Origin of the sequence: Peribacillus sp. B2I2 (genome assembly GCF_041261685.1) — a bacterium.
Taxonomy (GTDB): Bacteria; Bacillota; Bacilli; order Bacillales; family DSM-1321; genus Peribacillus.
The window spans coordinates 62,868-77,555 of the sequence record NZ_JBGCCB010000002.1; the positions used below are offsets into that span (position 1 = coordinate 62,868).

General features: G+C 38.1%; 10 protein-coding genes and 2 pseudogenes. 4 read left to right on the forward strand and 8 right to left on the reverse strand.

Features of this window, described 5'->3' with window-relative positions; all coding sequences use genetic code 11:
• Positions 1-52 precede the first annotated feature (52 nt).
• From ABIE66_RS28310 to ABIE66_RS28320, 3 genes are all read right to left on the reverse strand, one after another.
• The gene (locus ABIE66_RS28310; RefSeq protein ID WP_370017176.1) at positions 53-1,522 is read right to left on the reverse strand and encodes an aldehyde dehydrogenase family protein; all 1,470 of its coding nucleotides are present in this window, start codon (positions 1,520-1,522) and stop codon (positions 53-55) included.
• A 218-nt stretch (positions 1,523-1,740) separates the two neighbouring features.
• Complete coding sequence (locus ABIE66_RS28315; RefSeq protein ID WP_370017177.1) at positions 1,741-2,310, reverse strand: cyclase family protein; 570 nt, start codon at positions 2,308-2,310, stop codon at positions 1,741-1,743.
• 154 nt (positions 2,311-2,464) lie between these two features.
• Complete coding sequence (locus tag ABIE66_RS28320) at positions 2,465-3,832, reverse strand: purine-cytosine permease family protein (RefSeq protein ID WP_289318613.1); 1,368 nt, start codon at positions 3,830-3,832, stop codon at positions 2,465-2,467.
• Between the two features lie 500 nt (positions 3,833-4,332).
• On the opposite strand from ABIE66_RS28320, the gene ABIE66_RS28325 reads away from it, so the two are divergent.
• Both ABIE66_RS28325 and ABIE66_RS28330 read left to right on the forward strand, forming a co-directional pair.
• Positions 4,333-4,491 carry a GNAT family N-acetyltransferase gene (locus tag ABIE66_RS28325; protein ID WP_370017178.1) on the forward strand — a complete coding sequence of 53 codons (159 nt, stop codon included), beginning with the start codon at positions 4,333-4,335 and terminating at the stop codon, positions 4,489-4,491.
• Between the two features lie 351 nt (positions 4,492-4,842).
• Positions 4,843-5,838: pseudogene (locus ABIE66_RS28330) on the forward strand (IS110 family RNA-guided transposase); the annotation flags it as partial.
• 144 nt (positions 5,839-5,982) lie between these two features.
• Here ABIE66_RS28330 and ABIE66_RS28335 read toward each other — a convergent pair.
• Both ABIE66_RS28335 and ABIE66_RS28340 read right to left on the reverse strand, forming a co-directional pair.
• Complete coding sequence (locus tag ABIE66_RS28335) at positions 5,983-6,660, reverse strand: hypothetical protein (protein WP_370017179.1); 678 nt, start codon at positions 6,658-6,660, stop codon at positions 5,983-5,985.
• 514 nt (positions 6,661-7,174) lie between these two features.
• Positions 7,175-8,449, reverse strand: coding sequence for an IS110 family RNA-guided transposase (locus ABIE66_RS28340; protein ID WP_370017180.1), 1,275 nt, complete (start codon positions 8,447-8,449; stop codon positions 7,175-7,177).
• 369 nt (positions 8,450-8,818) lie between these two features.
• On the opposite strand from ABIE66_RS28340, the gene ABIE66_RS28345 reads away from it, so the two are divergent.
• Together ABIE66_RS28345 and ABIE66_RS28350 are read left to right on the forward strand one after the other, a co-directional pair.
• Positions 8,819-10,054 carry an IS110 family RNA-guided transposase gene (locus ABIE66_RS28345; protein ID WP_370016450.1) on the forward strand — a complete coding sequence of 412 codons (1,236 nt, stop codon included), beginning with the start codon at positions 8,819-8,821 and terminating at the stop codon, positions 10,052-10,054.
• A 424-nt stretch (positions 10,055-10,478) separates the two neighbouring features.
• Complete coding sequence (locus ABIE66_RS28350) at positions 10,479-11,711, forward strand: IS110 family RNA-guided transposase (protein WP_370017181.1); 1,233 nt, start codon at positions 10,479-10,481, stop codon at positions 11,709-11,711.
• Positions 11,712-11,836: 125 nt separating this feature from the next.
• Here ABIE66_RS28350 and ABIE66_RS28355 read toward each other — a convergent pair whose 3' ends face one another.
• The 3 genes and pseudogenes from ABIE66_RS28355 to ABIE66_RS28365 form a co-directional block, all read right to left on the reverse strand.
• Complete coding sequence (locus ABIE66_RS28355) at positions 11,837-12,061, reverse strand: hypothetical protein (RefSeq protein ID WP_370017182.1); 225 nt, start codon at positions 12,059-12,061, stop codon at positions 11,837-11,839.
• 166 nt (positions 12,062-12,227) lie between these two features.
• Positions 12,228-13,489: pseudogene (ltrA, locus tag ABIE66_RS28360) on the reverse strand (group II intron reverse transcriptase/maturase).
• A gap of 732 nt (positions 13,490-14,221) precedes the next feature.
• Positions 14,222-14,485 carry a hypothetical protein gene (locus ABIE66_RS28365; protein ID WP_370017183.1) on the reverse strand — a complete coding sequence of 88 codons (264 nt, stop codon included), beginning with the start codon at positions 14,483-14,485 and terminating at the stop codon, positions 14,222-14,224.
• Positions 14,486-14,688: the final 203 nt, after the last annotated feature.

Here is a 14,688-nt window from a genome sequence, read left to right on the forward strand (position 1 = left end):
TGAAATATAAATATAAAGTAGTATTCTTTCTTTTTGAAGAACTTCTAACCCTCTAAAATTTATACCAACCAAGTGATTCTACACTTTTTTGTGTATTTACGTGTTTTGTTTCCAAAAAACTGTCCAATCCTTCTGGGCCAAGCTCTCTCCCAATTCCGCTTTGTTTGTACCCTCCCCAAGGCGCTTCCACGTATGGTGTATGATAGCTGTTAATCCAAATCGTTCCCGCTTTAAGTTCCCCAGCTATTTTTTGTGCTCGTTCCTGATTACCAGATAAAATCCCCGCAGCAAGGCCAAATTTCGTATCATTTGCTAATTCAATGGCTTCTTTTTCCGTGCGGAAAGATTGAACTGTTACAACTGGACCAAATATTTCCTCTTGCACAATTCTCATATTTTGTTTTACGTTCGTAAACACTGCCGGAGTGATAAATAGACCTTTGCGATTTAAACGCTCTCCACCGAATAATAGGGTTGCTCCTTCTTCTTTTCCAATGGAAATATACCGCTCAATTTTGGCCAAATGTTCTTTTGAAATAATGGCACCCATTTCCGTATTTTCGTCAAATGGGTCACCAATTCTCAATTTTTGAAGCTTTTCATTAAGTTTTCCTAAAAATGTTTCATAAAGGTTTTCATGCACAAGTAATCGGGAAGAGGCCACACAAACCTCCCCTTGATTTAAAAATGCACCATAAATAGCCAATTCAGCTGCTAAATCAGCATCCACGTCATCAAAAATAAGAAAAGGTGATTTTCCACCAAGCTCTAAAGATACCCGTTTAAACGATTGAGCACATAATTCGATAACTTTTCTTCCAGTTTCCGAACCACCAGTAAATGAGACTTTATCCACTTTATCGCTAGTCACCAGAGCTTCACCGGGTCCATTACCAGCACCTAAAACTAAATTAAACACACCATCCGGCACATCGCATTGATCTAACAGTTCTGTAAACAGAATTGATGATAAAGGAGTTATTTCTGAGGGTTTAAACACGATTGTATTTCCAGCTGCTAGAGCCGGTGCTATTTTCCACATCCCAAGTAAAAATGGAAAGTTCCAAGGAACAATTAACGAACAGACACCGATAGGTTCTTTGTGAACTTCACTGACAGACCCATCTTCCATTTTGATACGCCTTGGCTGCTTGTCAACTATTAAATCCACATAATAGCGCAAACATGCAATTGAATCATCTATGTCTAGTTTTGCTTCATTATATGGCTTGCCTGTATTAATAACTTCCAATTTAGTCAAATCGTCTTTTGCGTCTTCCAAGCGTTGGGCTATTCTTTTCAGAGTTTCAATTCTTTTTCCTTTATTGATTGCCCAATCGTTTGTTCGGAAAGCATCGAAAGCTGCCTGTATGGCCAGTTCAACCTGTTCAACACTCGCTTCGTGTATTTCAGTCAAAAATTCCTCATTAGCTGGATTGGACAGAACTCTTTTTTCTCCTTCACCCTTCAGCCAGTGTCCGTTAATGTATAATTGGTCGCATTTTTCTAATAGTTTTTTCAAATGATGCACTCTCCCTAAAAATTTATTTATTAATCTGCTAAATCCTCTACAACTTCGGTAGCTGAAACATAGCATGCTGAAGTTTCCTTGTGTAGTAATAGTGTCCAAAATTGGTATAAAGGTACTTACTACCTTCTTAGGATACTTTTATGACCTGACATTATTTGAGGATAATCTTTATTAATAGCTTGAAAGTAAGGAGATCGAATCCTTATCTATCAATTTTTTTGTGTATCGATTTTATAATCAACTTTCATTGCTACCGCTCGTACAGGTGAACCATCCGCACCTACAATCCGTAAAGGAAAAGCGCTGATGAGAGGATTAGGAAAATCTATCGCTCCAAAATTAGTTAGATTTTCCGCGATGATTCCGTTTACCTTGGCCACTGCATCGTGGATAGGAAATTCTGTACCACCTGTACGATCGATATTGATTGTATCGATGAAAAATGTGCGAATTCCCCTTTTTATCATTTCATGAATAACATCTTCATGAACATAAGGATGACGAAAAAATGATTCCTTCGCTACATATCGTGACCAACCTGTATAAAACAAAACGATTTTTCCAGATGCGAGTTGATCCAAGTAAGGTTCCACATCTTTCAGGGTAATAGCTTCTTCCTCCCCTTTTTCTGTTACTGGAATTATTACTCCAATCCCAATAAATAAACGCAAATCTGATTCATCAATACGTTGGCCCTCACCAATAAAATGGTATGGTGCATCTACATGAGAGCCTGTTTGTGAACCAAGATGTATATGAAGAAGATTATACCCGTCCATTTCTAGAGTTGTAGCAACACTAATGTTCGGTCAGGATCTCCAGGATAAATAGGTGTATCATTCGTTAATTGGAGTGATAAATCAACAATTTTTTCAATTTTAAGCATAACTCTGCCTCCCTTTCTGCGTCACACGCATATTTATTTGTTATTTTTTATATGACTTCAGATTCTTTGCTTTCTTCCTGCACCCTGATTTTTCCCGTAACTTTCATTAGCCCTGAATAAACTACGCAGGTAAGCAGGAAGGTTACTATTGTAGTTCCTATGGAAAGAGGTTGTACGTAGGTAAAGTAATAAGAGAATCCAGCTCCGATAATAAAAGAAATATAAGCAACATAGTTAATCCCATTCCGATACCAGTAAAGCTTGTTCTCGCCAGAAATAATCTCAGAAGCATCATACAGGCTGCGTTTAAGAAGGTAGTAATCTGTCAACATAATAGATACAACTGGTATAAAAAGACTTCCGATCATTATTAGGAAGCCTTGGAAATTCGAAAGTAACCAATCTTTAAGCAGGGCACCGCATATACAAATGATTCCTATTGTTAGCGCAACTTTCCAGAATCGCTGTTTCTTAAAAATCGCTAAGTAAGAAATCGTGGCACTATATAAAACCATTGTGTTCGTTGATACAACAGAGATGAAGATAACTAGCGCAGCAACAAGACCAAAAACAGGATTGGATTCTCCGATTAAAACAGTTGGGTCATACGTTCGTGTCATATTATTCAATAGTGAAAATCCAGAGACAGTTGCCCCAAGTGTCATCGCAATAATTGTTGCGGTACTAAACCCAAAATAAGTTCCAATCATACCGCCTTTTTCTGTTTTACAATGGCAATTATGATCACTTACCATAAGCATCCAGGAAAAAACAGTTGCAACTACAATATCAAATGCCACTATAGCAGTTATGGACGTATTATCAATTGTTGTCATTTGAATTAAACTTCCTGCATCAAATTTAATAAACATATAACCAAAAACGATAACAACCAGTATAACCATTAAACTAACGATAAATTTTTCCGCGCTCTCAATTACACGGTGGCCGTACATAGCCAATAGAACAACTAGCGCTTCAGTTAGAATCGTAAATAAATTAATATTGGTGTATCCTGTCAAATAAAATACCGCTTGATTTAGGCTCAGAGCCCCCATATATGCCTGTACCCAACTCCAGCCGATGAGAACAAGAGTGTTCACGGCTGTAGGCAATACTGCTCCTCGCTGACCGAAGGCTCCTCGAGCCAATATCATGGTGGGTAAGCCGGTGCGAGTCCCTATATTCCCCATTAAAATTAATGGTATTCCACCTACTAACGTTCCGATTATAATTATTGTAAGCGCTTTTGGATATGCCATGTCAGGAACAAACAGCATGCCAGAAAATACTGTGGTTACTACAACATTAGAGCCTAACCAAAGAAATAAAGTAGAGAACCAACTCATTGACCTTTCATTCATAGCGATTGGTCTCATACGATCCATGCCATTTGTTTCAGGTGAATTCGACATCCAATTCTCTCCCTATTCCACTAAAATTCCGCAGTAAATTTTATCATTTGGCTTTAATCAATTTTCTGCTTATTAGGTCTTTACCTTCAATTGTATTGATTTTTTTTGACAATGCTTTGTGTGCATTTCAGTCTGATAATAGCCTTTAATAGCTTTGGACGACGTTAAGTCATCACGTTATCAACACTATTGTAGACGGACTTGCAACGGCTTCTATCTACAGCATATTGAACGCCCCCATGTTTTTCATAAGTATGTAAACACTCCTTTTTCTTGAATAACGTCTGAAAAGTATCAATTTACATATTACTTAAGCAAGATTCGCGCCAATTTACTACACAGATATTTACAGCCAATTCCGCTAGTTTTTTTGATATATTGATTTAAAATCTAATCAATTTCTTATTTTCTGATTTAAATTTTAATTATTTCCTCTTTTTAATTTATATTTTAATCAACATCTATAGACATAAAAGGAGGGGAACCTATTTGATGATGGAATGACAATTCGGGTTGATCAGCAACATAATAAAGGGGAACTAGCTTATGCTACAGAAGCAACCAAAGAAATTGTTCTATTTGGTTTCGAACAGTTAAACCTTAATCGTATATGGGCAATGGCTATATCTAAAAACCCAGCTGCTGCAAAGTTATGTTAAAACTTGGAATAAAAAATGAAGGTTCAATAAAACAACATATCTATCAGGCTGAACTATATGAAGACGTTGACGTATTTGGGTTTACAAACACAAATTTTAAACAACTAAATTCTTAAGTCTTGTTCAACTAACAGGTGCGTTCGTATTATAAGGTCGGCCAGTAAAAATTACTGTTGATCTTTTTTAATAGAACCTATTCTATCAGTAGCCAGGGTAGGACGTACGGGTGCGTGGAAATTGATCCCGTGAACTATAAACTGTCCGCCCCTACTTGTAGAAACATGTTTGAGGCTGGTTGGGACTACATGGAGGACTAGGGGTACTGATTAGTAAGTAGAAGAGGAAAAAACAATGAATCCAGTTGTTGGTCTGGATGTGGCAAAAGGAGAGAGTCAGGTTCAGGTATTTTTAGATCAATCTAAACCGTATGGAAAGAGCTTCTCAATAAAGCATACTAGAGAGGAATTAGATCATTTTATTGGATTTCTAAAAGAAATTGAAGAGGTGACAGGGCAGATGCCTATGATCATTTTAGAATCTACAGGGCATTACCATACTCCCGTTATTCAATTCTTGGAGGAACAAGGAGTTCTATATATCTTACTAAATCCGATTATTTCTTATCAGGCAAAGAAGTCTAGTTTACGAAAGGTAAAAACAGACGCAATCGATGCGTACCAGTTGTGTGTGCTGTATTACAAAGAGGATTTTGAATCTCATAAAATAAGAGGAATTCGGCTTTTAGACCTTCGGAATTTGTCAAGACAACAGGAAATCGTAACGAATATGTATGTGGAAGCTAAACTTCAGTTTCACACCATTTTAGATCAACTGTTTCCTGAATACCGGAAGGTTTTTGGCGATTTATTTTCAAAGGTTTCATTATTGATGTTAAAGGAATACCCTACTTCAGAGGCTGTATTAATAGCCGGGGAAAGTAAACTAGCAGAGAGTGTAATGGAGTTCTGTACTAGCGGATCGGATGAATGGGCATGGGAAAAAGCAAAAAAAATAATGGATTCCGCATCTCGAAATCCATTTCAAAAAAACGTGTATGATAGTCACGTAATCAATCTTCGTATGTATATTGAGTTGCTTTTTCATTACCAGGGACACCTTTCTGATTTGGAAGATCGTATAGTGACCTTGGCAAATGAACTGGAAGAATATAAGATTATCCAATCGATTCCCGGTATAGGAGAAAAAATCGCAGCCACGATTATCTCTGAAGTTGGTGAAATCGTTCGGTTTAATCATCCGAAAAAACTGGTTGCCTTTGCTGGAGTAAATCCAAGTGTTTACTCATCGGGTAAGTTTACGGAAACCATTAATCGTATTACTAAAAGAGATTTTCGTGGTAGATGGTGGCGGCGAGGATCGCCGCCATAGAAGTTCTTATGGAACTAACCTGCCCCGATAGTTCCATATGACAAAGAGCTGCAAAAGCAACCCTCTTATTAAAGTAAAGCCCGGTTAAGTAATGGGAGAACACTACTCCCACTCATCATCATCAGTTACCAGCTCGACCTTTTCTGGTATTATTTTTTGAAGAGAGTCTATTGTTGAAAAGTGTTCATCATTTGAGAACGCGGTAATATAGTCACCATCATACCCTACCCAAAACATAGTGGAACTTTCAGTTAAAGTTGCTCTCAAAGCATTGGCTATCCACTTTAATTTAACTAGTCTGGTTCGGTTATTTTTAGTCCTTTTTACAGGATAAGGTGACTCATATTCCCTTTCCTCTAGTCTGAATACATCCTGTTTTAAGGACCATAATGATAAGTTCAACATGCTTCCATTCCCGTACAAATAAGGATAATATTCTTTAAATTGCTGCGGGTTGCGTATAATTGCCTTTACAAAGAACGTGTTTTTACGACTCCCCTTCATATAATTAAACTCTATATTTTGCATCTTAAACAGCTCTTCGTACTCTGCTTGTTGAAAATCATAGATTTCCGCAAGTGAATAAATAGGGTAATAATCTGAGCTATCCATCCAATTACAAAAGAATTCTTCATGGGTATATGTATAATCACTATCATTATAACAAAAAAAATTTACGATATATTGGAACTCATCGTTAATCTCAAAGGGATAAGTGGCTTCTTCCACCGGCACAGTTATTATTTTTTCAGGAGGGAAGTAGCTTATTTCTACCTTCATTTTAATCGCCTCTCTTAATAGGTTTGAATCGTTTATTCTTATTATATACCACTTGACACAGTTGTTTTTCGCTGGCTTATTAGTATTATCAGCTTCTTGAACTCCCTCAGTTTGATGCGAATATCTCTCGAATGCTCACTTATTCGCAGGATTTCATACCCCCTGTAATTAGACTTACGGGTAAATGAATTGAGTTCAGATAAGTTAGGCTTCGTGAAGGCATAGTTAAATAAAGGAGTCAGCTACCACTCCACATTTTACCATATAATGTACATCTCCACGCCGCCCCTGGAGGCTTTCCCTCCCATGTCTCAACGGGTCAATTGCCCTCTCATTCCTTCGTCATGCCTATCCAAGGGGTGGAGGCCAGTTATGCTAACCTGATGGGTCACAGTGCCCTTTTGTTTAAGAAACCTGGTACTCGTACATATTTGAAATCCTACGAATAAGACAACATTCAAAATTAAAGTTAACTATTTTGAATGATACATTCTATATAACTAATGTTTTATTTCTATGCTGCTAATGGGATCAATACTTGGACTTTATTTGGACAATAAGACTCGTTTCGTCGTGCTATTCCTACAAAAATCCTTGCTAGTTTACCTATGAGTTTCATGATTGATTTCATTTTCTTTATCTTCTTTACCTTCACATTATGGGAATGGACGGCCTTAAACTCAGGGTTATTCATCACAAGGCTCATAGTTGCTAAGTAGAGGAATCGTCGTAGTCTTGACCTTCCACGCTTTGAAATGACAATCTGACCTTTCCATTTGCCTGAACTTGCTTCAGCTAGATGTAATCCCGCATGCCGTAATAGAGAGTTTCCGTGAGAGAAACCACTTAGATCTCCTGATTCACCCAGTATCCCGGCTAATGAAATTTCACTTATTCCTTTAATCATAAGTAGTTTTTTTGCAAATGGTATTTTGTAGAGAACTTCTTTAACTTGTTGTTCAACTCTTTCGAGTTGTTTGACAGCGAGGTCATATTCCTCTAATAATTGTTCTAAATGGAATTTATAAGCATCAAGAGCTTGTCCGGTCCCAATAGAGGATTTTGCTAGATTGATTAGTAATTGAGCCTTCTTGGGTCCTGGTTGTCGTTTCATTAAAGACTTCCAACCCCTCATGACATCTAGTGTTTCTAGTGAAGATATTTCATCCGGTGTAGGAAATAAACGAAGGGTTGCGATCGCCCCTTTGCACGTTACATCTTTAAACACTTGTCTGAGTTCAGGAAAGACCACATCCACCCATCGATTTACTTGATTAAAAGACATCACGAGACGTTTAACAATCACATCACGATTAGACATTAGAACTCTAAGCTTCTCAAATGATTCTGATGATGGGCGAATAAAGGAATAGTAGCCGTTTTTGACCATATCCGCGATAACGAGCGCATCTTTTTTATCACTCTTAGATTGGGTATTATCACGATTCTCTTTATTCCTTTTTACTAAGTGGGGATTGACTGTTACAACCTCAATGTTTTGGTTATATAACCATTTTGAAAGGTTAATCCAGTAATGGCCTGTAGGCTCCATACCTACTATTGCTGCATCTAAGTTTTTTAATCTTTTTAAATCATGAATCCATTTTAATAGTTTAAGGAACCCCTCTTCATTATTTTCAAATGTAAGAGGGTCTCCAACTACAATTCCACGGAAGTTAACTGCTCTTGCAACGTGTAGTTGTTGAGCGATATCCACACCAACAATAAGGTGTGTATCGGAAATTCTTTCTATTAGTTGATTTTGTTTGTCTTGCATTTTAAAATTCATAGTAGGGCTTCCTCCTTAAGATTCTGAGTTAGATTGGACTCTATACTCATATCTTACTGAGGGGCTCTATTTTTTTCAAACCTGATATTTAACGATCTACAGGAATGCTAACCTGCCCCTTTCGTATTATAAAGGTCAGCCAGTTATTTCTGGTTGAACAATTTTTATATCGATATATGATAACGGTAGCCGGGGTAGAACGTTCCTGCCCGTGGGGCTTGGACCCCGTCAACTAAACAGTTCGCCCCCTACTTGTAGAAACATGATTAGGCTGGTTGGGACAAAGATCTCGTATAACAAGCGAAGCTATGATACTGCAAGAAGGATTAGGGGTTACCGGCAATAATATGTTTTTGGAGGAGATAAAAAATGAATCCAGTGGTTGGTCTGGATATAGCGAAAGGTGAAAGTCAGGTTCAAGCGTTCTTGGATAAAAAGAAGCCTTATAAAAGAAGTTTTAAAGTAGCACATACCATTGAAGGACTAGAGAGCTTACACCAATATCTTAGAGAGATAGAAAACGCAACAGGAATTCGACCTCCGGTCGTTTTAGAGTCTACTGGGCATTATCATACGCCCATTGTGCAGTATTTTGAGGAGAGAGGTTACTTATTAATTATCGTTAACCCACTCATTTCTTATCGTGCGAAGAGCTCTAGTTTACGGAAAGTAAAGACAGATTTAATCGATGCACGTCACCTCTGCGAGCTGTACTATAAAGAGGATTTAGAGCCTTATAAAAAACGAGGGATACAACTCTTAAATCTTCGTAATCTTTCAAGACAACATGCAAATATAACAGGTATCTATGTACAAACAAAACTACAGTTTCAGGCTGTTCTTGATCAAGTATTTCCTGAATATAGAGGGGTTTTTGGAGATTTGTATTCGGTTGTTTCTTTGCTTACTCTATTAGAATTCCCTACTTCTGAAGACATATTAGCAGTCGGTGAAGAAACTGTAGCAAATAGGATTAATGAGCTTTGTCCAAGTCGTTCTAGAAAGTGGGCGAATACACAGGCAGAGAAACTTATGGCTGCCTCAGCTCGAAATCCTTTTCAGAGAACTTTATATCAGAGTCACATTTTAAGCCTAGAGATGTATATAAAAATGCTTCTAGAATACCAAAAGCACCTATCCAAATTTGAAGAAGAGATAAATGCTTTGGCAAAAGAAATTGAAGAATATAAGATTATCCAATCCATCCCTGGTATCGGTGAAAAAATCGCTACAACGATTATTTCTGAAATTGGTGAGATTGATCGGTTTAATCACCCTAAAAAACTAGTGGCATTTGCCGGAATTGATCCAAGTATCTTTGAATCAGGTAAATTTAAAGGCTCAGTAAATCGAATTACCAAAAGAGGTTCTGGCAGACTACGACATGCCTTATATATGGCCGTTCGTTGTGCCATTCGTGATTGTCGCAAGAAGAAAACGACAGATGAAATCATCCCTCGGAACAAGAGATTACGAGAGTTCTATGATAAGAAACGTGAAGAAGGAAAGCCCTTTAAAGTAGCTGTGATAGCATGTGCTAATAAGCTTCTACAATGGATTTATGCACTATTACAAAATAACTCGACTTTCCAAGATCTAACCTAGTTTAAAAGTATAACTAAATAGCACAAAACTTTCCAAATACGGTTCATTGGAAGGTTATTTGGCATGCACAAATTTAGTATAGCATGAAATATTTTAAGTTTTCATTGAAAAATGTTGACTAACTATTAGCTGGTTTAGTTCCATAAGAAACTCCTATGGCGGCGCTCCTCGCCGCCACCATCTACTACGAAAATCTACACTCAAAAATAGAGTCTAACCCATTAACCCCTTGACGATAATGGATGATAACAATACAACCAGGCTGAGCTTTTTTTGGTGGATCTTAAGGAAGATACCCTGTATAAGAAACTGGTTGTGACAGTATGGAAGAACCATTTAGTGTACTGCTAGTACGTATACAAAATTTTTTGTAACAAATCTCCTATCATATGTATTGTTAATCTTTTTTTGAGGTGATTCTCCTATGGAAGCAATGATTGAACGGTGTGCTGGCCTAGATGTACACCAAGAAACAGTAGTAGCCTGTGTATTATTTGGTCCATTAGATAAAAAGCCAAAAATCTCTATTGAAACGTTTTCGACTACAACAACAGGACTCTTGGCTTTAAGTGATTGGTTAACTACCCTTCAGGTATCCGATGTTGTGATGGAAAGTACCGGAGTCTACTGGAAACCAATATGGAATATACTCGAAGGATCTTTTCACCTTGTTCTGGCCAATGCCAGGCATGTCAAAAATGTTCCAGGGCGTAAAACTGATGTAAAAGATGCCGAATGGCTTGCCAAGCTTCTAAGATGCGGACTTATTGAAAGCAATTTTGTCCCACCAGAGGATATTCGTGATTTACGAGATCTTACTCGTTATCGAAAAAAATTGATTCATCATCGCACATCAGAGCAGAATCGCATTCACAAAATTCTTCAAGATGCTAATATCAAGCTAACATCCGTTCTATCAGACATTTTTGGTGTATCGGGACGCCGTATCCTTGAAGCGATTCTAAATGGTGAAAAAATAGAGACCGATGGTCTTCGAAAAATGGTGGATTGGCGAACAAAAGCAAGTATTACTGACATTGCCCATGCAATTAATGGTCGTATTCGCCGCCATCATCGTGATATGTTGCGTTACCATTGGGAGCATATGGGTTATTTAGAAGAAACCATAGAAGAATTAGAAAAACAAATTGATCAACTCCTGTCCCCTTATCGTAAGGAAGTAGAATTATTGGATGGTATACCTGGTGTGAACAAAGCTGCGGCAGCTACTTTTATTGCGGAGATGGGTGTTGATATGTCCGTATTTAAGTCAGCTAAACATCTTGCCTCTTGGGCTGGTGTGAGTCCTGGAAATTACGAAAGTGCTGGTAAAAAAAAAACGAGTAAAACCACACAAGGAAATAAAGCTTTAAAAACGATGGCCGTAGAATGTGTATTAGCGACATCAAGGCAAAATAATCGAATTGCTTCACATCGAAAAAGGATTACCAAACGGCAAGGAAAATTGAAGGGACGAATCGCTTCTGCCCATTTACTATTAACGATTGCTTACAACATCTTAAAAACAGGAGAACCTTATCATGAACTAGGCTCAAATTACCTTGAAGAAAAACAAAATAACAAAGAATTAAAAATGATCGAATACCTAAAAAAGAAAGGCTATACAATCGCTCCATCTGAACAACAAACTGCATAACCAGTTAAATAACGACATAGTACATTTACCCCCATCAAAAAAAATGAGAATATGGAGGGTTTATTTTAGCATGGCTTTTTTACTATTGTGTTTTCATACAAAAAAGAGCTGCCAAAGCAACTCCCTTATTGAAGTAAGGCACCTGTTAGGATATTATTGCCTGTCATCGAGCCTGCCATATCACTCATTATTTTTTGGTTCTTACTAAAATGAATAGCTATATATAAAAGTAAACCCAAACCCCCACCAATTAGTACCTTAAAACCTGAACCAACAGCTGCCCATTCCAAGGCGTAGAAAATTATCACACCGAGAAGAACATATGAAAAAACTGTATTAATCAATATCATTGAGCCTTCTTCCTTAATTGACGTACTATATAAATTCTATTTCAAATGCATTATTCCTTGTTGAACTAACCCGCCCCTATAGTTGCATAAAATCGAGTAGGAGGAGGCGCCTAGCCTCCGACCTCTCACACCACCGTACATACCGTTCGGTATACGGCGGTTCAGTTTAAGTCTGACGTAGTTTTGTATATCGTTCATATAGATTTACTAACCCTTGGTGGTGCCAATAAACATTATTAAGGGTTTTGTCTAGAATAGGACTATGCGCTATGCGCCAATAACCCTTTCTACTATTTCCCCATTCATATGCTTTTCCAATTGGGACGCCTAATCCTTTGAGTTTCCTCACTCTCGTTCTTGGCAATTTCCATTGCTTCCATAGGCACATCCTGAGTCTTCTTCGAATCCATGAATCTAAATTCTTCAATACGTTCGGAGTATCAATGAGGGCGAAATAACCCATCCAACCTCTAAGGTATTGCTTTAACTTATTTATTCGGAGTTTCATGGGTTTCGGTAATTTTCTCAAGGTCATTTCCCTGATTCGTTTCTTTACTCTCTTCACCGTTTGTTTAGCCAGTAGAACCTTCGGGTTCTTCTTTGACTTCGTGAAACTAAAACCGAGAAACGTTCTGTTCCAAGGGCGATCATACTTCGACTTCTCGTAGTTGACCTTTAGCTTCAGTTTATTTTCAATGAAGCTTGAGATATTTCCCATTGCACGTTTGGCGGCTTTTCGTGTCTTCACAAAGATAGTACTGTCATCCGCATACCTTACGAATCGAAGATTGCGTTTCTCTAGTTCTTTATCTAAATCGTCTAACATTATATTAGATAATAAAGGACTTAACGGGCCTCCTTGCGGAGTTCCCTCCTCACTTTTATGAAAAAGTCCGCCTATCATAATGCCTGCTTGAAGGAATTTACGAATCAGTTTGAGAATTCGTTTATCTTCAATTTTCCGCTCTAACATTCCCATGAGCTTGTCATGATTCACTTTATCGAAGAACTTCTCCAAGTCCATATCCACTACCCATGTATAACCTTCGGTTATATAGGACTTTGCCTTTCGAACCGCCTGGTGCCCTTGTTTGTTAGGGCGAAATCCATAGCTATTCTCCGAAAAGGTTGAGTCATATATCTTGGTCAATATTTGGGCAATGGCTTGTTGAATGAAACGGTCTAGAACGGTTGGAATACCCAATAGCCGAACTCCGCCGTTTGGTTTCGGGATTTCGATACGACGGACGGGCTGCGGTTGATAGGTACCCTGTAAAAGGGCAGTTTTCATGTTGTACCATTCAGTTGCGAGGTGCGGTCTCAGGTTTTGAACCGGCATTCCATCTACACCATGGCTTCCCTTATTTCTTTCTACACGCTTCAATGCCTGTATTAAGTTTTCCCTCCTAGTATCTGTTCCATTAACATCGTTGATATCCTTTCTACGTGGATAAATGGTCTATTTGTGCCTTTATCTGCTCCACCCTTTTGAAGTTCCCCGTGTATTCACCACTTCTTCCTTCAAATAAGTTCCGTTAGGAATTGTTTGCTTCTTCGCAGATAACGAACGCCTAGTATTCATCCTCCTTAATCTGTTCGGTCCTTCCTTATCTTCTCGAGTAGACAAGTACTATGACCTCTGCTGACTTCTGATGATTCAGCTGTCCATCACTGGACAGGTTACCAAGTGTACTTGGCTGTCATCAGACCTCCCCGGGTAAGAGTGCAATCTTTCCCTCCAACTATCTGCTTCATTTACTCTGTACCACCTTCGGCAGTAAGGACTTTGTTTTGTTTCGCAAACTCATCCAATGATACCTAGCCTTATATGAAGTTCGTGTTCCTCAGACCGGAGGTTTGCCGCTTGCTTCCTTCAGATTCCACGTCACCGTGGACACCCTTGCATTAAGCTAACCACTACTACTGCCTTCATGGTTCGGGACTTTCACCCTATAGATTGCACCCATGCCGGGCGCACGAAAAAGCTGCCTTAAAGACAGCTTCGATTTTCAGCTAACGCACCCGTTAATTGAACAAGAACTTCAACCGATTGAACCTTTTTTCAATAAAACGATAAACTCAAATATCCCAATTCATTAAATAAAGTAACTATAGTTTCATAATTGTTCCATAAGATGGCTTGCTTACTCTTGCTATAATCTAAGAAGCCAGTTCAAAAATGCGCTTTTGTGCTTCAAGATAACGCTGCAGATTAATAATTGGATTCTCAGATTGCGAAGGTGTTTCTTTCTCTAGACTGGTTAGTTCAATCGCATTATCTGCTGCAAGTTTTTTTGTATACTCAAACATTCGATTCAAAAGCACATCCAACTCCTCCATTGAAAGTACAATGTTGATTTTTTCAAAATTAGGATGCATTTTCAGTTCACCCAAACGTGCCATCACATCTGAAATTATCTCCATTGTAAGAGCACCCTTGCGAACAGCGTTTAGGTAGACCTTTAGTGCCTCTCTAAGATCTAAACAACCTTACAACTAATTTGGACAAAGTCATAACCAAATTGAAAGATTAGAAGATTACTGTATTTCAAGTTAAATGTATAGGCTATATCATATTAGTGAAAAATAAGGAAATCCGGAATAGGGCTTCTTTATTTTTTTGCGTC

What these genes read in the sequence shown, in the direction of transcription:
- ABIE66_RS28355 (WP_370017182.1), bottom strand. Translation starts at nt 12,061, where the DNA reads ATGATATTGATTAATACAGTTTTTTCATATGTTCTTCTCGGTGTGATA.
- ABIE66_RS28340 (WP_370017180.1), bottom strand. Translation starts at nt 8,449, where the DNA reads ATGAATTTTAAAATGCAAGACAAACAAAATCAACTAATAGAAAGAATT.
- ABIE66_RS28350 (WP_370017181.1), top strand. Translation starts at nt 10,479, where the DNA reads ATGGAAGCAATGATTGAACGGTGTGCTGGCCTAGATGTACACCAAGAA.
- ABIE66_RS28315 (WP_370017177.1), bottom strand. Translation starts at nt 2,310, where the DNA reads ATGGACGGGTATAATCTTCTTCATATACATCTTGGTTCACAAACAGGC.
- ABIE66_RS28325 (WP_370017178.1), top strand. Translation starts at nt 4,333, where the DNA reads ATGACAATTCGGGTTGATCAGCAACATAATAAAGGGGAACTAGCTTAT.
- ABIE66_RS28365 (WP_370017183.1), bottom strand. Translation starts at nt 14,485, where the DNA reads ATGGAGATAATTTCAGATGTGATGGCACGTTTGGGTGAACTGAAAATG.
- ABIE66_RS28320 (WP_289318613.1), bottom strand. Translation starts at nt 3,832, where the DNA reads ATGTCGAATTCACCTGAAACAAATGGCATGGATCGTATGAGACCAATC.
- ABIE66_RS28345 (WP_370016450.1), top strand. Translation starts at nt 8,819, where the DNA reads ATGAATCCAGTGGTTGGTCTGGATATAGCGAAAGGTGAAAGTCAGGTT.
- ABIE66_RS28335 (WP_370017179.1), bottom strand. Translation starts at nt 6,660, where the DNA reads ATGAAGGTAGAAATAAGCTACTTCCCTCCTGAAAAAATAATAACTGTG.